A 19902-nucleotide genomic window follows, 5' to 3' on the forward strand; every position below is an offset into this window, starting at 1 on the left:
ACGACACAGACGCGATGGTGGATTGCTGCGCGAAACCGCCCGAGCGGTAACGCCGGAGGAGCTTCGCACAGCCATGCTTAAGTTTGTCGAAGCACTCGCCATCGCCGATGCCAGAGGCGATCATCTCAAATCCGTCGGCGCTTCGGCTGGCCGAAATGCTGCCATGGATGCCGATCGCTGCGAGAAGAAGGCTTCCGACACATGAGGCGGGCCGCTATCTACGCACGCTTTTCGACCGAGCTGCAGAACGAAAAATCCACTGAAGACCAGATTGCGCTGTGCCGTGCTTACGCAGCGCACAACGGTCTGGCTATCGTTGCGGTCTACGAGGACAAGGCGCGCTCCGGCTCATCTATATTGGGTCGCGACGCGCTGATGCGCCTGATGGAAGCTGCGGGCCAGAACGCGTTCGACATCGTCGTCGTCGAGGCGCTTGATCGCCTATCGCGCGACATGGCGGATCTCGCAGGTCTTCACAAACGTCTCTCTTTTCTCGACATTGAAATCCAGGCTGTTCATGACGGTATCGCCGATGCGGTTCTCATTGGTATTCGTGGACTTGTCGGTCAGATGCAGAGGGAGGATGGCGCAAAGAAAGTCCGTAGGGGTATGGCTGGAGTCGTCCGTGATGGACGTCATGCCGGAGGCCGGGCCTATGGCTATCGACCGGTCTTGGGCCATCCTGGCGAACTCGAGATCGTCCAAGAGGAGGCAGACGTTATCCGGCGTATTTTTGCCGCTTATTCGGCCGGTCGCGCTCCACGTGACCTAGCCGGTGACCTCAACCGGGATGGGATAGCGCCACCGCGGGGGATACGGTGGAACGGTTCCACCATCAACGGAAATGCACAGCGCGGCGTAGGTCTGCTCTTCAACGAGCTCTATGTCGGTCGGATCGTCTGGAACAAGGTCCGAATGGTGAAGAACCCCGATACTGGCAAGCGTGTTTCTAGGCCAAATCCAAAGGACCAATGGCAGACGAAAGAAGTTGCGCATTTGCGCATCATCGAAGACGAAACTTGGCACAAGGCGCAGGCTCGCAAGGCAGTGAGGGTGAACGCAACCACTCATGTCAAGCGTCGGGCAGCTCACCTGTTGTCCGGTCTGCTCCGCTGCGGCGTTTGCGGTTCAGGTCTGTCGGTTCACGATCGTGACAAGACAGGCAAGACGCGTATTCGGTGCTCGGCAGTGCGAGAAAGCGGGAGCTGCTCCAATCGGCGCATCATCTATCTGCCCGAGATCGAAAAGGCGGTCCTTGATGGCATGCGCGACCAACTGAAAGCCCCCGACCTCATCGAGGCATACATCCGCAGATACAACCAAGAGCGCCGAGAATTGTCCGCACAGGCGAATGCGATGCGCACAGCGCTGCAAGGCAAGCGCGATCGGATAGAAGGCGAACGGCAGCGCACGATCGATCTTGTGATCAGGAGCGTCATTGCTGAAGAGGATGCCAAGCAGCGTATTGCAGAACTCAAGACGCAGCTTTCCGGGGTAGAGGCACAGCTCTCCGGTCTCGATGAGCCGCTGTCACCCGTAGCTCTCCACCCTGCGACCTTGCAGCGTTACATCGAAACCGTCGACGGCCTTTCAAAGGCGTTGGCCGACCACGCAACTGCTGCTGACGACCGTGGCCCGCTGATCCAAAACCTTCGAGGACTTGTTCATAGCGTCACCGTGCACCCCAAGCGGCCACGTGAGGGCTTCGAAATCGAGGTCAAGGGCAAGCTTGCCGCCCTTATAGGCGGGGCCGCATTTCCCAATGCACGGTATACTGACAAGCCCACCGGACTAGGCAGCCGCTTCAACGCTGCCGTTACGTACGATAGTGGGTTGGAAGTGGTAGCGGGAGAGGGACTTGAACCCCCGACCCCAGGATTATGATTCCCGTGCTCTAACCAACTGAGCTACCCCGCCAGGGCGGCGAAAGGCCCGAAATCCGCCTTAAATCGAAAGGCATTTCGAGGCGTTCGCCAAGGTCGCGCGGATATAAGGTTGGGAGGGCGAGCCTGTCAAGCATCGATGCGCGAGGGGCGCCGGCATATTGTCGCCGGTAAAAGCTTTGCCGGGCTGGCATCTCCGGTAAGCCACCGGGGTTGAGTTCGACGGGGCACGCCGCTATGTCTCGGCCAAGAAATTAGAGTTTGAAGCTGATGAAGCCGCGCATTGCAGTCCTCGGTTGCGGATACTGGGGCAGCAACCACATCCGCACCCTCAAGGCGCTCGGCGCACTGCATGCGGTTTCCGATGCCAATCGGGCGCGGGCCGAAGGCTTTGCCAGCGAGCAGGACTGCCTGGCGATCGAGCCCGACCAGCTGTTCGTGCGTGATGATATCGACGCCATCGTCATGGCGCTGCCGCCGCAGTTCCATGCCGATCTTGCCGTGCGCGCCGCTGAGGCCGGCAAGGACGTGCTGGTGGAAAAGCCGATTGCGTTGACCGTGCCCGACGCCGAGCGCGCCGTGCAGGCGGCCAGGGACAATGGCCGCGTGTTCATGGTCGGCCATGTCTTGCGCTTCCATCCCGCCTTCGAGACGCTGAAGGCGCTGATCGACAATGGCGAGCTCGGCGAGGTCCGCTACATCCACTCGCACCGGCTCGGCCTCGGCAAATTCCACACCGAGAACGACGCACTGTGGGATCTGGCGCCGCACGATCTGTCGATGATCCTGGCCATCACCGGCACCGAGCCGATCGAGGTCAGGGGCGAGGGGGCGGCACTCCTCGACAATCTCAGCGATTTCGCGCATCTGCACATGCGTTTTCCCAACGGGCTGCGCAGCCATCTCTTCACCTCGCGGCTCAATCCCTATCGCGAGCGGCGGCTGACCGTGGTCGGCACCAAGGCAATGGCGGTGTTCGACGATGTCGAGCCCTGGGAGCGCAAGCTGGCCGTCTACCGCCACGCGGTGTGGCAGGACAGCGGCCAGTGGGCCTTCACCACCAACGAGCCGTCCTATGTCGCGGTCGGCCAGGGGATGCCGCTGACGCGCGAGCTCGAGCACTTCATCCAGTGTATCGAGACGCGGGCCGAGCCGCGCACCAGCGGCGAGGAAGCCATCAGGGTGCTGCGCATCCTGACGGCGGGTACAGTCACGCACACAAAGTCCTGAGACCGTTTCGAAACCCTGCTCTTAAGGCAGATCGAAACCAAACTGCCTCCGAGAGGGTAGTGTTTACTCTGCGGGAATCTGCGCCGGCCTGGCTGCGAGCCGGCTGAGCATGGCTTCGGCCTCGGCGCCGCGCTCGGAGCGCTCGATGAAGCCGCCGCCGAAGACGCGGGCTTCGTTGCCGTCGTCGGAATAGAGCACGCAGGCCTGTCCGGGCGCGATGCCGGACTCGCCGTCGACCAGTTCGACAAAGGTGCTGCCGGCGCGGTGATGCAGCACGGCCGGGCGCGGCGGCCGCGTCGAGCGGACCTTGGCGAACAGCTCCATGCCGGCGGCCGGAATGTCGGACAGCGCGCGATCGCCCAGCCAGTTCATGTTGCGCAGATAGATCTTGTGGGTCTCCAGCGCCTCGCGCGGGCCGACGATGACACGGGCCCGGTCGGCGTCGAGATGGACGACGTAAAGCGGCTCGCCCGAGGCGATGCCGATGCCGCGGCGCTGGCCGATCGTATAGCGCAGGATGCCGTCATGGCGACCGAGCACGCGGCCGTCGATATGGACGATGTCGCCTGGGTTGGCGGCAGCTGGCTTCAGCTTGGCGATGATGTCGGAATATTTGCCCTGGGGCACGAAGCAGATGTCCTGACTGTCCTGCTTGGCGGCAACGGTCAGCCGCATTTCTTCGGCGATGGCCCGCACCGCAGGCTTGGACAGCCCACCCAGCGGAAAGCGCAGATAGTCGATCTGCGCCTGCGTGGTGGCAAACAGGAAATAGCTCTGGTCGCGGTCGGCATCGACGGGCCGGAATAGCGCGCGGTGGGCGCCATTGGCCCCGGAGCGGATATAGTGGCCGGTGGCGAGCGCATCGGCGCCAAGGTCCTTGGCGGTGGCCAAAAGGTCGGCGAACTTCACCGTCTGATTGCAAGAGACGCACGGAATGGGCGTTTCGCCGGCGACGTAGCTTTCGGCAAACGGGTCGATGACCGCCTTACGGAAGCGCTCCTCATAGTCGAGCACGTAATGCGGAATGCCCAGTGTCTCGGAAACGCGGCGGGCATCGTCAATGTCCTGGCCGGCGCAGCACGACCCGGCCCGGTGCGTTGCGGCGCCATGGTCGTAGAGCTGCAGCGTGACGCCGACGACATCATAGCCTTCGCGCTTCAAAAGGCCGGCAACGACAGACGAATCCACACCGCCCGACATGGCGACGACGATGCGGGTGTTTTGCGGGCTGGCGGGAAGGTCGAGGCTGTTCATGGTTCTTTCGTTCTGCGCGGCGCTTCAATGGCAGTGGCGCGAATATAGGTCAACCACACCAGCGGCGCTAGCTTTGCGGCGGTGCCGATTTTGCGGGAAAATTGCGCGCCTGCCCGCCGTTGCCTCAAATGCCGATAAAAAGACTAACGCGGCGTTCATGATCCTTACCTACTCATTAGGGTTCGCTTAGGCAATTTTTAAAGCTGTGGCGGTAATGTGGTGGGGATTGGGTCTTTGAGTTTTTAGTAGAGAGTACGATGACCGATCTTGTTAGACCGCGAGTCAAATATGTTATTGGGCCTGACGGCAGCCCTCTTACGATTGCCGATCTTCCGCCGACGAATACACGTCGCTGGGTTATCCGGCGCAAGGCGGAAGTGGTTGCTGCGGTGCGCGGCGGGCTTTTGAGCCTCGACGAGGCATGCCAGCGCTACAAGCTGACCACCGAGGAATTCCTGTCCTGGCAAGCGTCGATCGACGAATACGGCCTTGCCGGGCTGCGCACGACGCGCATCCAGCAATACCGGCACTAGAGCCAGGACCACAACAGAAAAGGGCGCGGTAACCGCGCCCTTTTGCCTGTCGGTAATGCCTGCTTCAGACCGTCAGCACCACCTTGCCGATCGGCCTAGTGGCGAGAAAAGCGTGCGCGGCGCCCGCCTGTTCGAGCGGAAACGCCTTTGCCACATGGACCGCAAGCTTTCCCGCATCGACCAGTTTGCCAAGTTCGACGAGGCCTTCACGGTCGGGCACGACGGACATGCGCTCGACGCGGATCCCACGCGCAGCAGCCTTGGCTCGGGTGGTGTCGTGGACATTGAGCAGCGACACCAGGGCGCCACCGTCCTTCAGGACTGTCAGCGATTGGTCGGCATGGTCGCCGCCCATCGGCTCCAGCACCAGGTCGACGTCGCTGACCTCGGCGGTGAAATCTCGCTTGGTGTAGTCGACCACTTCATCGGCGCCGAGCGAGCGGACGAAATCGAGTTTCTTCGGGCTGGCGGTGGCGATGACATAAGCGCCGTGCGCCTTGGCGATCTGCACCGCCAGATGCCCGACGCCGCCGGCCGCGGCATGGATCAGCACGCGCTGGCCGCGCTTCAGGCCGCCATGGCGGACAAGGCCTTGCCAGGCGGTCAGGCCGGCCAGCGGCAGCGCGCCTGCATGAAAGTGATCGATGCCTTGCGGCTTCGGTGCGATTTCATCAGCCGGGGTGACAGCGAGTTCCGCATAGGCTGCGGCCTGCTTGGGAAAATGCGGCATGCCGAACACGGCGTCACCGACCTTGAGGCCTCCATCGACGCCTGGGCCTACCGCCTCGACCGTGCCTGAAATATCCCAGCCCAAAGTGAAGGGCGGTTCGCCCAGCAAAGGATAGTAACCGGCGCGCACCGAGCCATCGACCGGATTGATGCCGGCGGCATGCACGCGCACGAGCACTTCGCCTGACTTGGGCAAGGGCGCAGGGCGATCGGCGATGACGAGGACGTCGGGTCCGCCGACGGAATTCTGGACAACGGCACGCATGGGTGAGGCTCCTGCTGGGGTTTCTGTGCCACTATCATTTGGATAGTAATATTCCCTTGTCCAGTATGTACCTTTTTCATATATAGGCACTTTATGGATAGTGATAATGATTGCGGCTCCGGCTATGACGCCTTCCAGCGGACGTGTCCTTCGCACGCCGTGCTCGAGATGCTGGCCAGCAAATGGGTCTATCTGACGGTTTGTGCGCTGCGCCGTGGCCGGATGCGCAACGGCGAACTGGCGCGCAAGCTCGAAGGCATCACGCCTAAAATGCTGACGCAGACGCTGCGCGTCCTCGAGCGCGACGGGCTTGTGCGGCGCGAAATCTTTCCGGTGATCCCGCCGCGGGTCGAATATGAATTGACCGAACTTGGCCAGAACCTGGCGGGGCTGCTCACCCAGATACGGTCCTGGTCGGAAGAGCATGTGCCTGACATCAAGCAAGCGCGGGCGAGGGCGGCGGCGAACCAGGACGGGGATTTGACACGGGCCTGAAGCTGCGGCCGCCTTGCGGCCAGGTCAGCAGCGCCGGAGCCTTTTGGCGCGCTACACGCAAAGCAAAGCGCGGCGTCAGGGGGCGCCGGTCGGGTTAAAACCCTGCCGTCAGCCGATCATGGCGCTGCGACCGCCGAGTTCCGCGTCGCGGATCTTGGTGTCGCGCGATTCCAGCATCTCGGCCTTGGAAAGCTCCGCTTCAGCTTCGCCGAGTAATGATTCGGCAGCGCTTCGCTGCTGGGCGAGGTCGCTTTGAGAGTTTCTGAGGTTATCACGGCGCAGACGCGCCGCCTTGGCGAAGGTCGGATAGGCAAAATGATTGATGTCGGTGATCCCGGCCTTCTTCTCCTCGGCGGTGATCTGAAGCTCCAGTTCAACGGCCATGCGCTCGAACTCGGCGATCATCATGTCGAGCTGCAGCAGCTGCCGCCGCTTCTCATTCACCTGAAATTGCTTCAGCCGAACGAGGTTTTCACGTGACTTCATGATTCGGTACTCCCGGAAACGCACACCTGCACATATCGTCCAATCCGCCCGCCAGGGCCTGGCGCCGCCCGTATCCACCGGCATTCCCCGAACTATGGGAAACAAATCCCTAAAGTTTTTTGCCGGCGGTAACCATTCGTTTACGCGCATTGTTAATCATAAGGGCGAGGACTTAAGGCCGGGTAAAAATTCCGGCTCCCGATGCGGAAGCCGGCCAGCGAGTCCGTTGAGTCACTTAGTCCGACTTATTAATGTGTAGCATTAGCGATTTGGTTCTGTGATTCATCATTAGATTCAAGAGGGTGTAGAAAGCGGTTAAAAAATCTGGTACCGTCCTTGGTGCGGAATTAGGTTTTGTTAACCATTCGATGGCAGCCTCTGTTCAGGCAATCACTGCTCCGGTCCCGGATGGGTCGTGACATGGTCCGGCGGCAGAAAAGGGGAATGAAATGCGCGTTCTGCTGATAGAAGACGACAGTGCAACCGCTCAGAGCATCGAGCTGATGCTCAAATCTGAAAGTTTTAATGTTTACACGACCGACCTCGGCGAAGAAGGTGTCGATCTCGGTAAACTTTATGATTACGATATCATTCTTCTCGACCTCAACCTTCCCGATATGTCCGGCTACGAAGTCTTGCGGACACTTCGCCTGTCCAAGGTGAAGACGCCGATCCTGATCCTGTCCGGCATGGCCGGTATAGAGGACAAGGTGCGCGGCCTGGGCTTCGGCGCCGACGACTATATGACCAAGCCGTTCCACAAGGACGAGCTGGTCGCCCGCATTCATGCCATCGTGCGCCGTTCCAAGGGCCATGCCCAGTCGGTCATCACCACCGGCGACCTAGTGGTCAATCTCGACGCCAAGACCGTCGAAGTCGGCGGCCAGCGCGTGCATCTGACCGGCAAGGAATACCAGATGCTGGAGTTGCTCTCGCTGCGCAAGGGCACCACGCTGACGAAGGAAATGTTCCTCAACCACCTTTATGGCGGCATGGACGAACCGGAACTGAAGATCATCGACGTCTTCATTTGCAAGCTGCGCAAGAAGCTCGACGCAGCATCCGGTGGCCAGAACTACATCGAGACGGTCTGGGGTCGCGGCTATGTGCTGCGCGAGCCGGAAGACATCCGCGTCAGCGCCTGAGCGAACACCATCCGATTGAACCAATGCAAAAAACCCGGCTCAGGCCGGGTTTTTTGCTGTCCTTTTTGGCCGAAAACGAGCCGAATCAGGCGGCAACCTTCAAGGTACGAAAACGTTCGAGCAGTTGCGGCCGGTTGAACGGCTTCAACAGATAACCCTGGGCGCCGGCGCGCTTTGCCTTCATGATCGAGGCAACGTCGACCTCGACCAGTGAGATCAGAATCTGTGGTTTGATCGTGCTCTCCATGGCGCGAACCTGGCGAATGACGTCGACCGCTTGCATGTCCGGCAGGGCGCCGTCGACGACAATCACATCAGGCATCTCGGCAGCGCACATCTCGACAGCATCAAGTCCAGTTGCCGCTTCGATCACCACCATGTCGGAGCCGCCAAGAATCCGTTTTGCAACTTTTCTGATGACGCTCGAATCGTCGACAAACATGCAGCGCTTCATTTCCGGGTCCTCTTTGCCATGGGGCGAACCGGCGGCATCCGGGTATCGGGATGCACACTAGGCCGATCTGGTAAAGAAGCAGAAAAGCCGTTAGGTAAAGTTTTTACAAACATGTCGTTTGCAGCCCCATTCTGCAGGGGCGTTGCCGGCAATGAAACTTGCCTGTTCTGAATTGCCGCAAATATCAGCGGGAAAAGATACTTGATTGTTCTTGATGCTCGGCGTCCTGCCGAACGGCTTCGCTCAAGCCGCGGACAGCACGATCTCTTCGGCGGTCGCGTGAATCGAGATCGTCATGTTGGCCTCACGCGCCAGCAGCAGCGTGTAGTAGGGCTGGACGGTATGGGCGTCGATAGGCTCCTCGGGCTTGTTGCCGGAATGGAGCTCGAGGAATTTCGGCGGCACGCGCAGCATCGGGCCGCTTGCGGCAAGCGCAAAGCGCGGCTCGGTGTCGAGGTTTTCCAGCGTGACCACCAATCTGCCACCGCGCGGGATGGCGGCATTGGCGACGAGCAGCAAATTGAGCAGCAGCTTGACCTTGTTCTTGGGCAGCAGGGCGCGAACCCCGTTCCAGATCAATTCCGGCTTCTCGTTCTTCAGGAAGGCGATGGCGACGGACTCGGCATCGCCGGTGTCGATCATCATGCCCGCCGAACCGGCGGCGCCGAAGGCGATGCGGGCGAATTGCAGGCGGGCCGAAGCGTTTCTGGCGCTCTGCCGGATCAGTTTCATGGCGTCTTCGTCGGCGCCGCCCTCGTCCAGGAGTTCAAGGCCGTTGTTGATGGCGCCGACCGGCGAAATGATGTCGTGGCAGACTCGGCTGCACAACAACGCTGCGAGATCGGGTGCGGAGAGAGAGAAAAGCTCAGCCATCGGCGAAAAATCCCTGCTAAAATTCACATCCTGGTGGCCGCGCGGCCGACAGCCACGCTCACCACCCGAATCACGCTCTCTCCCCCCCAGGCATTCTGAATACACAGCGCCCGAGCGTGCAGCAACAATCCACAATTCTTGTGAGAAAAACGGCATCTTTGCACAGGATCGGAGCCCGCGCAGACCGTCAGAAACAGCCTTCGAACCGCCATGTTCATGTGGGAGGTTAATGGTTGAAAAAGGATTACGGCATAGTTTGCCCGTAACAGTCATCCTTAACGGCCGCCTAAAGAGCCGGACGGGTGCGAGGCGTCGGCGAAAGTGCTCCCTGACGGAGATTGGAAGCATGGTTTCCCGATTCTACGACCGGACGTTTGTCCGCGTCTTCTTCATGGCGATTGCCCTCATGGGCGCTCTCGCTTTCTCAACCTCTGCGTCGCGGGCACAGGAATACACCGCTCAGGAGATCGTCGATTCCGGTCACAAGTTCTTCGGCGCGACGTCGGGCGGTCTCGCAACCGTCGTCGAGAAGATTTTTGCCTCCTACGGCCTGCCCAATGGCTATCTGCTCGGCGAAGAGGGATCCGGCGCGCTGATTGGCGGCCTGACCTATGGCGAAGGTACGCTCTACACCAAGAATGCCGGCGACCATAAGGTGTTCTGGCAAGGGCCTTCGCTCGGTTGGGATTTCGGCGGCGAGGGATCGCGGGTGATGATGCTCGTCTATAACCTCGACGACGTCAGCAATCTCTACAATCGGTTCGGCGGCGTTGCCGGTTCGGCCTATGTCGTGGCCGGCGTCGGCTTCAACGTGCTGCAGAACAACAGGGTGCTGCTGGTGCCGATCCGCACCGGCGTCGGCGCGCGGCTTGGCGTCAATCTCGGCTATCTGAAGCTGACGCAGAGGCCGACCTGGAATCCTTTCTGAGCGATTCCGACCACACTTCGACCCGATCAACAGATTCTGACCCGGTGCAGCTGCGGCAAACCCTTGCCGCAGCGCTGGATTTGCGTCATGCGAACATGGCAAAGTCCAGACTTGGCGGTTGCCGGATAGCGGCCCGCCCGTAACGGGTAGTCACCTTGGTTCAGTCGATCCTGTTCTTCGCCCTCGGCTTTCTGTGCGCAGGCTTTCTGGCGCTGCTGGTCGCGCCGGCCATCTGGCGGCGGGCGGTCGCGCTGACACGCAAGCGTGTCGAGGCGTCGGTGCCGCGAACGCTGGCCGAGATCCAGGCCGACAAGGACAGCTTGCGGGCCGAGTTCGCCATGACGACGCGCCGGCTCGAAATCAGCATCAAGACGCTGCGTGAGCAGGCGAATGAGCAACTCGTCGAAATCAATCGCGGCCGCGAGGCGCTGAAGGGCCTGGCGGTCGAGCGCAAGGACAAGAAGCAGGCGCTTTCGGAGCTCGGGGAAAAAAACGAATTGCTGCTGCATCGCGAGCAGCAGATACAACAGCTGTCGGACAGGCTTGCACAAACAGAGCGCATGATGGAAAAGCGCGCGCTCGAGCTGGAAAAGCTCGAACATATGTACGACGACGCGTCCTTCTCCTCCAGCAATCGTCAGATCGAACTGGTGGCTCGCGAATCCGAGCTGGAAAAACTTGCCAACGACATTTCAGTGCTGCGCGGCCAGCGGAAGGAGGCCGACAAGCGCCATCAGGAAGTCGTCGCCGAAGGCAAGGCCACGCGCGATGCCTTGAAGGCCGAAAAGAAAAGAACCGCCGACCTCGACAGAAAGCTCGAGCGCCTGCTCGCCACGCTTGCCGATCGCGAGGACAAGCTCGATCGCCGCGAAAAGGAACTGGCCCGGCTTCGCGAGCGGGTGAAGGGCGAGGCTACAGGAGGCGCCGTGGCTGCTGGCCTGGTTGGTGCGCAAGACAGTGCCCGCGCCAGGAACGAGGACATCGACAAGACGCTCGCCAAGCTCGAAGGCGACCGAGAGCGGCTCGAAGCCAGGCTGACGACGCTGGCCCGCGAAAACAAGCGGATGAAGGCGGAGCTTGGCGGTTCTGGATCCGCGAAGCCCGGGAATGGCCCCGGCAATGGCAATGATGCCGGTTCTGCCTTGCGCGAACAGATGAACAATCTGGCGGCTGAGGTCGTCCATTTGACGGCCAAGCTCGAAGGACCCGATTCACCGATCGCCAAGGCGCTGGCGGCGCCGCAGGAAACGCGGTCAGGAACCACCAGCCTGGCCGATCGCGTGCGGGCGTTGCAGAAGGCAGATTTGCCGAGCTGAGTTTCAAGCCCCGGCTTGGAATTGCCTGACTACGCCTATCAGGGCGAAAAATGGTGCAGCGCAATGGCTGACGCGGCAGCAACATTCAGGCTGTCGAACCCTTCCGACATCGCGATCCGCACCGTCCGCAGGCGGGCAAGCAGGCTCTCCGGGAGGCCCTCGCCTTCGGTGCCGAGATAGAGCGCCAGTCGTTTCGGTCGCGCGGCATCACGAATGTCAGCCTCACCACGCGGCGACAAAGCGACCTGGCCGAAGCCCAACTCGCCGAGCTTCGCGATGAAAGCTTCAGTGTCGCCGAAGGACGCAAAGGGCACCTTCAACGCGGCGCCGACGGAGACGCGGATCGCCTTGCGATACAGTGGGTCGCAACAGGTGGCGTCGACGAAGACGGCATCGGCGCCGAAGGCGGCGGCATTGCGGAAGATCGATCCGATATTGTCATGGTTGGCGATGCCGATGAGAACGACGATCAACGCTTCGGCAGGCAAGGTGTCGAGCAAGGCCTCGGCGGGCTGTGGCGTGCCCTTGCTGCCGATCGCCAATATACCGCGATGCACGTGGAAGCCGGCGATCCTGTCCATGACGGCGCTTGCCGCAACGTAGACCGGCAGGTCGGCAGGGGCCTTGCGCAGGATGTCGTCGAGCCCGGCCAGCCGGTTTTCGAGGACCAGGACCGACTCCGCAGCAAAGCGTCCGGCTGACAGCAGGACGTCCAGCACCACCTTGCCTTCGGCAACGAACCGGCCATGGCGGCCGGTGAGATCGCGCTCGCGGATGTCGAGATAGGCGGCGACCCGCGGATCGCGCGCGTCGTCGATCTGGATCGGATCCATCAATACCTCGGCCGGCGAAAAATCGTCAGCGAGGTAAGGAGCGATCGGAGTCGCCAGTCAAGCCCTGCAGGTCAAGTCCCGGCGCGGCGCAGACGCGTTGCCATCTGGGACAAGTCGCCTATCCCGAAAATGCCGTCCAGCATGCGCAACAGTTCGCGCACCGCTTCGGACTTGCAGGAATAGTAGATCATCTGCCGGTCGCGGCGGGTCTCGACAAGATCGAGCGCCCTGAGCTTGGCCAGATGTTGCGACAAAGCGGACTGGCTGAGCATCACCTTTTCGGCGATGGCGCCGACCGACATTTCACCGTCGGCCAGATAGCTCATGATCAAGAGCCGCTTTTCGTTGCCCATAAGGGTCAGAAATGTCGCCGCCGATTCGGCATTGGCGATTAGTTTGGTCGAGACCATCGATGCCCCATGTTTTCCTGCTCATCCAAACGCTATGGGGGCAAATAGCGTTGGCTGCTATAATTCAGCTATGGATCACGCTGCTGATTCAGCGTCGCCTGAATCGTAGATCATTTCGCCCAAATCTCAAGACGTGCTTTTGATTCATGACGATTATCCTTGCGTAGCTGGCGCACGACCGGCTTTGGCCATGTCGACCAGAACCGGCCGCAGGTCGCGCGCGGTCTTCAATGGCTGCGGAAAATAGACCCTGCAAACGGTGTCGCCCGATGCCAGGTCCATGCCATCGGCATCGAAGCCGGTCATGGTCCAACCATCACCTTCAACCCTGGCGAAATGATGGGCATAGACGGCGATGGCGTCGAGATGGTCGGCATTCATGTGGTCGAGAGCGGATTGTTCGCTGGCGGCCAGCTCGTCGACGATCAACCCCTCGGTGATGAGATCGGCACGGTCGAGCAGGTAGGCCTTACCGTAGCCGCCATTCAGGCTGGCGCGCTCCGGCTCGAGGCGAAAGATCGAGAAATCGCCGAGCCCGGCATAGAGCTTTGCCTTGGGATTGCGGTTGAGATAGCGCCGCTCGGCGCGGGCATGCGCGCTCGACCCGCGTTCCAGCGGCTGCGCCCGGCAGACCAGTGTTATCCTGGGATGCGCCAGCGGATCGCCCTTGCCGGGTTCGCCGACAAGCAGCGAGCAGCGCGGCTCGGCAAGGATGGCGCCGGTATGGGCTGACAGCGCCGAGACAAGGATCAGAGGCGTGCCATCGATGTCGGTGGCGACTCCGACCCTGGAGGCCAGCGGTGCGCCGGTCGAAGGCTCGATCACCGCGAGGGCGCCGAAACGGGCGCTGCGGATCAGCGTTGCGGCCAGCCTGATCGCCTCGGCGTCCGTCGCGCGAATGACGTCCTTCTTCGGCTGGTCCAAAATGCCCACCAGGTAAGTTGATTTTCTAAATCCAGTTATTGGCCAATCATGCCGGCTTTGACAAGCGCTTTGATCTCGGCTGTCGAAAAGCCGAAGCGCGCCAGCACAGTCTGGGGCAGCTGATCGTCATCTTCAGACATGCCGGCAAGCGCCGGCTGCGAGGCCGAGAAGCGTGGCGCGGGCGCGGGGCGCTCGAGCGCACCGGCCTTCACAAATGCGTGACGCGCCCGGTTGTGCGGATGATCCCTGGCTTCGGCCAGCGACAGAACCGGCGCCACGCAGGCATCGCTTGCGGCAAACAGCGCGTCCCAGTCGTCGCGTGTCTTCTGCCGGAACCGGTCGGCAATGGCCGCGCGCATGTCCGGCCACAACGCCTTGTCGTATTGGCCGCGGACAAAATCCTCGCCGAGCGGCAGCAGCTTTGCGAATGCGGCGAAGAAGCGCGGCTCAAGGCAGCCGACCGCAACGTGGCGTGCGTCCGCCGTCTCATAGGTGTCGTAGAAGGGCGCACCGGAATCGAGCAGGTTGGCGCCGCGCCGGTCGCTCCACAGACCTGCCGACATGAAGGCGTGTATGGGGGCCACCAGCATCGAAGCGCCCTCGACCATCGCCGCGTCGATCACCTGGCCTTTGCCGGAGCGCGAGCGCTCGAACAGCGCTGCAAGCACCCCGGCGATCAGCATCATGGCGCCGCCGCCATTGTCGGCGATCAGATTCAGCGGCGGCACCGGCCGGCCTTCCTCCCGGCCTATGGCATGCAACACACCGGAATAGGCGAGGTAGGTGATGTCGTGGCCGGCGCGACCTGCGAGCGGCCCGTCCTGGCCGAAGCCGGTCATGCGGCCGTAAATCAGCGCCGGATTGCGCGCCAATGCAGCATCCGGGCCGAGACCAAGCCGCTCCATCACACCGGGGCGAAAGCCTTCGACAAACAGATCGGCCTTTTCGGCAAGGCGCAGCAGCAGTTCCGTTCCTTTGGCCTGCTTGAGGTCGACGCGCAGGATGGAGCGGCCGTGACGGTCGAGATTGTACGCATCGGAGAGCGGCAGCAGGGGTTGGTCCGAACCGGTGCGCTCGATGCGCAGCACCTCGGCGCCCATGTCCGACAGCATCAGCCCGGCCAGCGGCACCGGGCCGAGCCCGGCCATCTCGATGACTTTCAGGCCGGCCAGCGGACCGGTCTTCACTGCGCCGGCCGCCATGGCCGTCTATTTCGGCGCCATGCGGATTGCCCCATCGAGGCGGATGGTTTCGCCGTTGAGCATCTGGTTTTCGACGATATGCAGGGCGAGCGCGGCATATTCGGACGGCTCGCCGAGGCGGGACGGGAAGGGCACGGCCGCGCCGAGCGAATCCTGCACCTCCTGCGGCATGCCGGCCATCATTGGCGTCTTGAAGATGCCGGGCGCGATGGTGCAGACGCGAATGCCGGAGCGCGCCAGGTCGCGGGCAACCGGCAGCGTCATGCCGACGACGCCGCCCTTGGATGCGGCATAGGCGGCCTGGCCGATCTGGCCATCATAAGCGGCCACCGACGCGGTGTTGACGATGACGCCGCGCTCGCCGCCCTGCAGCGGTTCGAGTTTGGCGGCACGGTCGGCGACGAGTCGGATCATGTTGAAGGTGCCGATCAAATTGATCTCGATCACCTTGCGGTACTGGTCGAGCGGATGCGGACCATCCTTGCCGATCGTCTTCACGCCGATGGCAATGCCCGCGCAATTGACCAGGATGCGCGCTGGCCCAAGTCTCTTTTCCACCTCGGCGACCGCGACCGCACCGCTGTCGGCGCTGCTCACATCGCACTGGATGGCGGCGCCGCCAATGTCGCCCGCCACCTTCGATGCCCGGTCGATGCCGATATCGAAAATGGCGACGCGCGCGCCCTTGTCGGCCAGCGCGCGGGCGGTTGCCTCGCCGAGGCCGGAGCCGCCGCCGGTTACGATCGCAATCTGGCGGTTAGGGTTCATGCGGCGTGCTCCGTGCTGTCCGGGTCATGCTACGGAGGTCGCCGCCATGGTGCAACCTGACCAATGGGGATCCATCGCGACCGGTGCCGCGACCGATCCTGGAGCTCAGGCCATCACTGGTGCCTGCTCCGCGATCCTGGCAAGGCTGGCATGGCCGACCTCGCCGGAGAGCCGCGCCACGGCACCGGGCACGATCTCGTGCGACAGCAGCCGGTCGAGGTCGACCGGGCGCGGCATGGAGATCTGGCCGCGGGGGATCTTTCTGAAGCCGAGCGGGCCGTAATAAGGCTCGTCGCCGACAAGGATCACCGCCGGCGCGCCGGCCTTGGCGGCCGCCTCCAGCGCGATCGCCACGAGCCGGCGGCCGATACCGAGATTCTTGAAGGCGGGCCGCACGGCGAGCGGCCCCAGCATCAGCGCGCGTCCGGCGCCGGCGGCGATGCGGGTCATGCGCACCGAAGCAATGACAATGTCGCCATCCATGGCGACAAAGGATAGCGAGCGCTCGTGGCCGCCGGTCTCGCGGATCTTGTAGGCGGCCAGCACGAAACGGCCCGGACCAAAGGCTTCGTCGTTGATGGCTTCGATTTCGGGATCATGCGCCGGAGTTTCCGGCAGGTATTTCACGTCGGCAAGGCTCATGGTCTTCGCGGTCCGATAAAGAGGAAAGGTTGCTGCAAGCGGCAGCGTTCGCCAGTCAGCGCTTTCTAAGCGCGGGCGCCCTTTCGTCGTCGGTCAAACCGGATCAAGCCAAGATCGAACATGCGGAGTGTCCGCTAGCATCAATTTCCGGCGGCTGCAATCGGCTGTTTTCATCCGGCGTTTCATACGAGTGACGCTCTGTTCAGCAGATGACGGCTTCGACATTGCCGCCTTGCGACTACATTGGCCAAGGCACGCAAGGAGATTTCGTATGGGATTGCTGGTCGAAGGCAAATGGCAGGACCGTCCGGCCAATGTCGATAGCAGCGGCAGGTTCATCCGCGCCGAGACGCAGTGGCGTGACTGGATCACGCGCGACGGCGCGCCGGCGCAAGGTCGTACGCGCGGCTTCAAGGCCGAGCCCGGACGCTACCATCTTTATGTCTCGCTCGCCTGTCCGTGGGCGCACCGCACGCTGATCTTTCGCGCGCTGAAGAAGCTAGAAGACATCATCCCGGTTTCAGTCGTGCATCATTTCCTCGGTGCTGAGGGCTGGACGTTTTTGGCCGAGGATGGCGCCACCGGCGACACGCTCTACGGCCTCGACTTCCTGCACCAAATCTACACCAAGGCCGATCCAGCCTATTCGGGCCGGGTTTCGGTGCCGGTGCTGTGGGACAAGAAGGAAGAGACCATCGTCTCCAACGAATCCGCCGAAATCATCCGCATGCTCAATTCGGCCTTCGACGAGTGGGGCGATGCCGCTCTCGATTCCTATCCGCCAGGCCTGCGCGGCGAGATCGACAAGGTCAATGCGCTGGTCTTTCCAGCCGTCAACAACGGCGTCTACCGCGCCGGCTTTGCCACCACGCAAGCGGCCTATGAAGAGGCGTTCGGCGAGCTGTTCGCGGCGCTCGACACGCTGGAGGGCCGACTGTCAAAACAGCGCTATCTCACTGGCGAGCGTATCACCGAGGCCGACTGGCGGCTGTTCACCACGCTGGTGCGTTTCGACCCGGTCTATGTCGGCCATTTCAAATGCAATCTGCGCCGCATCGCCGACTATCCGAACCTTTCGAACTATCTGCGCGACCTCTACCAGGTGCCCGGTATCGCCGGCACGGTGAACCTGCACCACATCAAAATGCACTATTACGGCAGCCACGAGAGCATCAACCCGACGCGCATCGTGCCGGTCGGGCCTGGGCTCGACTATGGCGCGCCGCACGACCGGGCGCGGTTCAGGCAGGCGGCGTGAGCATCGGGTTGACAGCCTACCAGTACGGCGATACCGGCTCGCCTTCAAAAACCTCGGCAAGCCGCCGCAGCGTCGCCGGCGTCGTGCCATGCGGCAAGCGGTCGAGCGGAAAGAAGCCTGCTTCGGCGATCTCGTGGTCCGGCAGTTTCGGCGCGGTCTGGTTGAAGGTTTCGATGAGATAGAGGCCGACATGGTCGCGGCGGCTGGAGCGGCGGTTGAAATGCATCGATTTCAGCACCGGCTGGGCTGTCAGCGCGATGTTGCCTTCCTCGGCCAGTTCGCGCACCAGCGCCTCACCGAGCGTCTCGCCGACTTCGACGCCCCCGCCCGGCAATTGCCAGCCGGGAACGTAGGTGTGGCGGATGAGGAAGACAGTGTTCGAGGCGCGATCGTGGATCAGGCCGCGCACGCCCAGCGTCATCGGCCGCCGCAGCAGGAAATAGAGATGGAACAGCCTTGCCCTGAGGCCTGCCCAGCCGGTCTGGCGAAACGCCTGCTCCGGGTCCGATATAGCCATGACTAGCGAAACCGTGGATGGGCAGGAAACAGTGAGTGGAAAGCGGGGAGCGCGTCGCCTATGAAGGAAGGATGTTCAGGCTCGCGCATATTTCCGATGTCCATCTGGGGCCGCTTCCCGGTGTAACCTATCGCGAACTCGCGTCCAAGCGCGTCGTCGGCTACGTCAACTGGCAGCGCAACCGCCGCCGCCATATGCACGATGCCGTCATCGACACCATCGTCGCCGACATGAAGGCGAGCACACCCGACCACCTCACCGTTACCGGCGATCTGGTCAATCTGGCGCTCGACGGCGAGATCGAGATGGCCAAGCACTGGCTTGAGACGCTGGGTTCGCCGGAGGATGTCTCGGTGGTGCCGGGCAACCACGACNTCGAGATGGCCAAGCACTGGCTTGAGACGCTGGGTTCGCCGGAGGATGTCTCGGTGGTGCCGGGCAACCACGACGCCTATGTGCCGGGCGCCTTCGACAAGGTCTGCCGCTCCTGGGCGGCGTGGATGAGCGGCGACGGCGTGACTGCGCCGATCGACCGCAACGCTTTTCCCTATCTGCGCGTACGCGGCAATGTCGCGCTGATCGGCGTTTCGACGGCGCGCGCCACGGCGCCGTTCATGGCCAACGGCTTCTTCCTCGAAGGTCAGGCGCAAAGGCTGGCGACAGTGCTCGACGCAACGAACAAACGCGGCCTGTTGCGGGTGATCATGATCCATCATCCGCCGGTGCGCGGCGCCGTCGCCCAGCAAAAGCGCCTGTTCGGCATCTCCCGCTTCCACAAGACCGTTCATAGGCATGGCGCCGAACTCGTGCTGCACGGCCATTCGCATCTGCCGTCGCTGTTCTTCATCGGCGGGCGCGGCGCCAGGATTCCGGTCGTCGGCGTCGCCGCCGCCGGGCAGTCGCCAGGCAGCAAGAACCCGGCGGCACAGTACAATCTGCTCGATATTGACGGGGAGAAGGGCAATTGGCTGATTCGCCTGACGCGGCGCGGCCTGACCGGGCCGGCCTTGCCGCCATCGGACCTGCAGGTCATTGAACTCGGCGCGCAGACACCGAGGCCTCCAGATCGTTGATCAGAAGCTGATCTTCATCGCCATCAGGCGATCCCAAAACAGCGCGGCCGCCACCGCCAGGCCAACAAGCGCGCCGGCGGCGACCAAGCCGAGACCGGAAAGGAACGTCGACCAGCCCCTGCGGGGCACGGCTGCTTGCAAGGGCGGCTCAGCTTCCGGCACGGCGGCGCGTTTCAGGTCGGCGACGGCCGGCTCGACACCGCCCTCCATCATGCGCTGACGCTCGACGATACGCTCCGCCACATAGCGCGTGACCTGATCGGCGACCGGTTTCATATCGGTCGATTCGGCGAGCACGACGCGGCCGATGCGGGTATCCCTGAGAAAGCGGTAGGTGCGGCGGTCGCGCCCCATGGCGACATGGCTGATGGCGTCGATCCACAGGCGGGGCTGCAGGCCGGAGGAGACGACGAAGTCGAAATTGTCCATGTCGGCGGGCACGTCGGCAAAGACCGGGGCGAGCTCGGCGGCGAGCAGATCAAGCCGCATCCGGTGCGCCTCGCGCATGTCGACCACGACATCGTCGCGATCGGCGAAGGCATTTTTCACATCGCGAACGGCGTCGGACAGTTTGCGGGAGGTGTCGATGGGGGTGATGTTTTCGCCAGTGTCCTTCATCGGCGTCGCCTCGCTGATATGGTTAATTTCGAGTTAACACAGGCGGCGGCAAAATGCACTGGCGAG

23 protein-coding genes and 1 tRNA gene are annotated in these 19902 nt (G+C 62.4%); 10 read left to right on the forward strand and 14 right to left on the reverse strand.

Annotated features, from left to right (window positions below; all coding sequences use genetic code 11):
* Window positions 1–73 precede the first annotated feature (73 nt).
* A complete protein-coding gene (locus X726_RS1000000172250; RefSeq protein ID WP_023796138.1) occupies window positions 74–205 on the forward strand; it encodes a hypothetical protein in 132 nt (43 codons plus the stop codon).
* Window positions 202–1884 (forward strand): recombinase family protein, encoded by a 1683-nt coding sequence (locus tag X726_RS1000000168905; RefSeq protein ID WP_084630741.1) that lies wholly within the window; start codon window positions 202–204, stop codon window positions 1882–1884. The genes X726_RS1000000172250 and X726_RS1000000168905 overlap by 4 nt, the downstream gene beginning before the upstream one ends.
* Here X726_RS1000000168905 and X726_RS154860 read toward each other — a convergent pair.
* Window positions 1841–1917: transfer RNA gene (locus X726_RS154860), tRNA-Met, on the reverse strand. The genes X726_RS1000000168905 and X726_RS154860 overlap by 44 nt on opposite strands.
* A 236-nt stretch (window positions 1918–2153) precedes the next feature.
* Between X726_RS154860 and X726_RS154855 the strand changes: the two genes are divergently transcribed.
* A complete protein-coding gene (locus X726_RS154855; RefSeq protein WP_023669941.1) occupies window positions 2154–3113 on the forward strand; it encodes a Gfo/Idh/MocA family oxidoreductase in 960 nt (319 codons plus the stop codon).
* 63 nt (window positions 3114–3176) lie between these two features.
* On the opposite strand, the gene mnmA is transcribed toward X726_RS154855, so the two are convergent.
* Window positions 3177–4367 carry a tRNA 2-thiouridine(34) synthase MnmA gene (gene mnmA, locus X726_RS154850; protein WP_023669942.1) on the reverse strand — a complete coding sequence of 397 codons (1191 nt, stop codon included), beginning with the start codon at window positions 4365–4367 and terminating at the stop codon, window positions 3177–3179.
* A 257-nt stretch (window positions 4368–4624) separates the two neighbouring features.
* On the opposite strand from mnmA, the gene X726_RS154845 reads away from it, so the two are divergent.
* Entirely contained in the window at window positions 4625–4900 is a 276-nt protein-coding gene (locus tag X726_RS154845) for a DUF1153 domain-containing protein (protein WP_013529904.1), read from the forward strand.
* Between the two features lie 64 nt (window positions 4901–4964).
* Here the strand turns inward: X726_RS154845 and X726_RS154840 are convergent, their stop codons facing one another.
* Window positions 4965–5894 carry an NADP-dependent oxidoreductase gene (locus X726_RS154840; RefSeq protein WP_023669943.1) on the reverse strand — a complete coding sequence of 310 codons (930 nt, stop codon included), beginning with the start codon at window positions 5892–5894 and terminating at the stop codon, window positions 4965–4967.
* A gap of 93 nt (window positions 5895–5987) precedes the next feature.
* Between X726_RS154840 and X726_RS154835 the strand changes: the two genes are divergently transcribed.
* Window positions 5988–6389, forward strand: coding sequence for a helix-turn-helix domain-containing protein (locus X726_RS154835; RefSeq protein ID WP_023669944.1), 402 nt, complete (start codon window positions 5988–5990; stop codon window positions 6387–6389).
* Between the two features lie 108 nt (window positions 6390–6497).
* On the opposite strand, the gene X726_RS154830 is transcribed toward X726_RS154835, so the two are convergent.
* Window positions 6498–6875, reverse strand: coding sequence for a flagellar export protein FliJ (locus tag X726_RS154830; RefSeq protein WP_023669945.1), 378 nt, complete (start codon window positions 6873–6875; stop codon window positions 6498–6500).
* A gap of 449 nt (window positions 6876–7324) precedes the next feature.
* Between X726_RS154830 and ctrA the strand changes: the two genes are divergently transcribed.
* Complete coding sequence (ctrA, locus tag X726_RS154825) at window positions 7325–8020, forward strand: cell cycle two-component system response regulator CtrA (protein WP_006203583.1); 696 nt, start codon at window positions 7325–7327, stop codon at window positions 8018–8020.
* 85 nt (window positions 8021–8105) lie between these two features.
* On the opposite strand, the gene X726_RS154820 is transcribed toward ctrA, so the two are convergent.
* Entirely contained in the window at window positions 8106–8474 is a 369-nt protein-coding gene (locus X726_RS154820) for a response regulator (RefSeq protein WP_023669946.1), read from the reverse strand.
* A 243-nt stretch (window positions 8475–8717) separates the two neighbouring features.
* The gene (locus X726_RS154815; protein ID WP_023669947.1) at window positions 8718–9347 is read right to left on the reverse strand and encodes a histidine phosphotransferase family protein; all 630 of its coding nucleotides are present in this window, start codon (window positions 9345–9347) and stop codon (window positions 8718–8720) included.
* Between the two features lie 391 nt (window positions 9348–9738).
* Between X726_RS154815 and X726_RS154810 the strand changes: the two genes are divergently transcribed.
* Window positions 9739–10275 carry an EipA family protein gene (locus X726_RS154810; protein ID WP_245259859.1) on the forward strand — a complete coding sequence of 179 codons (537 nt, stop codon included), beginning with the start codon at window positions 9739–9741 and terminating at the stop codon, window positions 10273–10275.
* A gap of 155 nt (window positions 10276–10430) precedes the next feature.
* Window positions 10431–11591 (forward strand): hypothetical protein, encoded by a 1161-nt coding sequence (locus tag X726_RS154805; RefSeq protein WP_023669949.1) that lies wholly within the window; start codon window positions 10431–10433, stop codon window positions 11589–11591.
* 38 nt (window positions 11592–11629) lie between these two features.
* Here X726_RS154805 and X726_RS154800 read toward each other — a convergent pair whose 3' ends face one another.
* The 6 genes from X726_RS154800 to X726_RS154775 all read right to left on the reverse strand — a co-directional run bounded on the left by X726_RS154800 (window position 11630) and on the right by X726_RS154775 (window position 16370).
* A complete protein-coding gene (locus X726_RS154800) occupies window positions 11630–12424 on the reverse strand; it encodes an RNA methyltransferase (protein WP_023669950.1) in 795 nt (264 codons plus the stop codon).
* Between the two features lie 71 nt (window positions 12425–12495).
* Window positions 12496–12834 carry a metalloregulator ArsR/SmtB family transcription factor gene (locus X726_RS154795; protein ID WP_023669951.1) on the reverse strand — a complete coding sequence of 113 codons (339 nt, stop codon included), beginning with the start codon at window positions 12832–12834 and terminating at the stop codon, window positions 12496–12498.
* 153 nt (window positions 12835–12987) lie between these two features.
* Window positions 12988–13758 (reverse strand): HugZ family protein, encoded by a 771-nt coding sequence (locus X726_RS154790; RefSeq protein ID WP_023669952.1) that lies wholly within the window; start codon window positions 13756–13758, stop codon window positions 12988–12990.
* Window positions 13759–13793: 35 nt separating this feature from the next.
* Window positions 13794–14960, reverse strand: coding sequence for a CaiB/BaiF CoA-transferase family protein (locus X726_RS154785; RefSeq protein ID WP_023669953.1), 1167 nt, complete (start codon window positions 14958–14960; stop codon window positions 13794–13796).
* A gap of 6 nt (window positions 14961–14966) precedes the next feature.
* Entirely contained in the window at window positions 14967–15728 is a 762-nt protein-coding gene (locus X726_RS154780) for a 3-hydroxyacyl-CoA dehydrogenase (protein ID WP_023669954.1), read from the reverse strand.
* A 105-nt stretch (window positions 15729–15833) separates the two neighbouring features.
* Window positions 15834–16370, reverse strand: coding sequence for an N-acetyltransferase (locus X726_RS154775; protein WP_023669955.1), 537 nt, complete (start codon window positions 16368–16370; stop codon window positions 15834–15836).
* Between the two features lie 271 nt (window positions 16371–16641).
* Between X726_RS154775 and X726_RS154770 the strand changes: the two genes are divergently transcribed.
* The gene (locus X726_RS154770) at window positions 16642–17628 is read left to right on the forward strand and encodes a glutathione S-transferase family protein (protein WP_023669956.1); all 987 of its coding nucleotides are present in this window, start codon (window positions 16642–16644) and stop codon (window positions 17626–17628) included.
* 16 nt (window positions 17629–17644) lie between these two features.
* On the opposite strand, the gene X726_RS154765 is transcribed toward X726_RS154770, so the two are convergent.
* A complete protein-coding gene (locus tag X726_RS154765) occupies window positions 17645–18145 on the reverse strand; it encodes an NUDIX domain-containing protein (RefSeq protein ID WP_031195394.1) in 501 nt (166 codons plus the stop codon).
* Window positions 18146–18216: 71 nt separating this feature from the next.
* Between X726_RS154765 and X726_RS154760 the strand changes: the two genes are divergently transcribed.
* On the forward strand, window positions 18217–19218 hold the full coding sequence (locus X726_RS154760) for a metallophosphoesterase (protein WP_023725001.1): 1002 nt from the start codon (window positions 18217–18219) through the stop codon (window positions 19216–19218).
* On the opposite strand, the gene X726_RS154755 is transcribed toward X726_RS154760, so the two are convergent.
* On the reverse strand, window positions 19219–19836 hold the full coding sequence (locus tag X726_RS154755; protein ID WP_023669959.1) for a hypothetical protein: 618 nt from the start codon (window positions 19834–19836) through the stop codon (window positions 19219–19221).
* Window positions 19837–19902: the final 66 nt, after the last annotated feature.

The sequence above is a fragment of the Mesorhizobium sp. LSJC285A00 genome, from assembly GCF_000503155.1.
Lineage (GTDB): Bacteria > Pseudomonadota > Alphaproteobacteria > Rhizobiales > Rhizobiaceae > Mesorhizobium.

Bases quoted from the DNA above. Each gene is read 5' to 3' on its own strand.
- X726_RS1000000172250 (WP_023796138.1), top strand. From the start codon at position 74: ATGCTTAAGTTTGTCGAAGCACTCGCCATCGCCGATGCCAGAGGCGAT.
- X726_RS1000000168905 (WP_084630741.1), top strand. From the start codon at position 202: ATGAGGCGGGCCGCTATCTACGCACGCTTTTCGACCGAGCTGCAGAAC.
- X726_RS154855 (WP_023669941.1), top strand. From the start codon at position 2,154: ATGAAGCCGCGCATTGCAGTCCTCGGTTGCGGATACTGGGGCAGCAAC.
- mnmA (WP_023669942.1), bottom strand. From the start codon at position 4,367: ATGAACAGCCTCGACCTTCCCGCCAGCCCGCAAAACACCCGCATCGTC.
- X726_RS154845 (WP_013529904.1), top strand. From the start codon at position 4,625: ATGACCGATCTTGTTAGACCGCGAGTCAAATATGTTATTGGGCCTGAC.
- X726_RS154840 (WP_023669943.1), bottom strand. From the start codon at position 5,894: ATGCGTGCCGTTGTCCAGAATTCCGTCGGCGGACCCGACGTCCTCGTC.
- X726_RS154835 (WP_023669944.1), top strand. From the start codon at position 5,988: ATGGATAGTGATAATGATTGCGGCTCCGGCTATGACGCCTTCCAGCGG.
- X726_RS154830 (WP_023669945.1), bottom strand. From the start codon at position 6,875: ATGAAGTCACGTGAAAACCTCGTTCGGCTGAAGCAATTTCAGGTGAAT.
- ctrA (WP_006203583.1), top strand. From the start codon at position 7,325: ATGCGCGTTCTGCTGATAGAAGACGACAGTGCAACCGCTCAGAGCATC.
- X726_RS154820 (WP_023669946.1), bottom strand. From the start codon at position 8,474: ATGAAGCGCTGCATGTTTGTCGACGATTCGAGCGTCATCAGAAAAGTT.
- X726_RS154815 (WP_023669947.1), bottom strand. From the start codon at position 9,347: ATGGCTGAGCTTTTCTCTCTCTCCGCACCCGATCTCGCAGCGTTGTTG.
- X726_RS154810 (WP_245259859.1), top strand. From the start codon at position 9,739: ATGGCGATTGCCCTCATGGGCGCTCTCGCTTTCTCAACCTCTGCGTCG.
- X726_RS154800 (WP_023669950.1), bottom strand. From the start codon at position 12,424: ATGGATCCGATCCAGATCGACGACGCGCGCGATCCGCGGGTCGCCGCC.
- X726_RS154795 (WP_023669951.1), bottom strand. From the start codon at position 12,834: ATGGTCTCGACCAAACTAATCGCCAATGCCGAATCGGCGGCGACATTT.
- X726_RS154785 (WP_023669953.1), bottom strand. From the start codon at position 14,960: ATGGCGGCCGGCGCAGTGAAGACCGGTCCGCTGGCCGGCCTGAAAGTC.
- X726_RS154780 (WP_023669954.1), bottom strand. From the start codon at position 15,728: ATGAACCCTAACCGCCAGATTGCGATCGTAACCGGCGGCGGCTCCGGC.
- X726_RS154775 (WP_023669955.1), bottom strand. From the start codon at position 16,370: ATGAGCCTTGCCGACGTGAAATACCTGCCGGAAACTCCGGCGCATGAT.
- X726_RS154770 (WP_023669956.1), top strand. From the start codon at position 16,642: ATGGGATTGCTGGTCGAAGGCAAATGGCAGGACCGTCCGGCCAATGTC.
- X726_RS154765 (WP_031195394.1), bottom strand. From the start codon at position 18,145: ATGGCTATATCGGACCCGGAGCAGGCGTTTCGCCAGACCGGCTGGGCA.
- X726_RS154755 (WP_023669959.1), bottom strand. From the start codon at position 19,836: ATGAAGGACACTGGCGAAAACATCACCCCCATCGACACCTCCCGCAAA.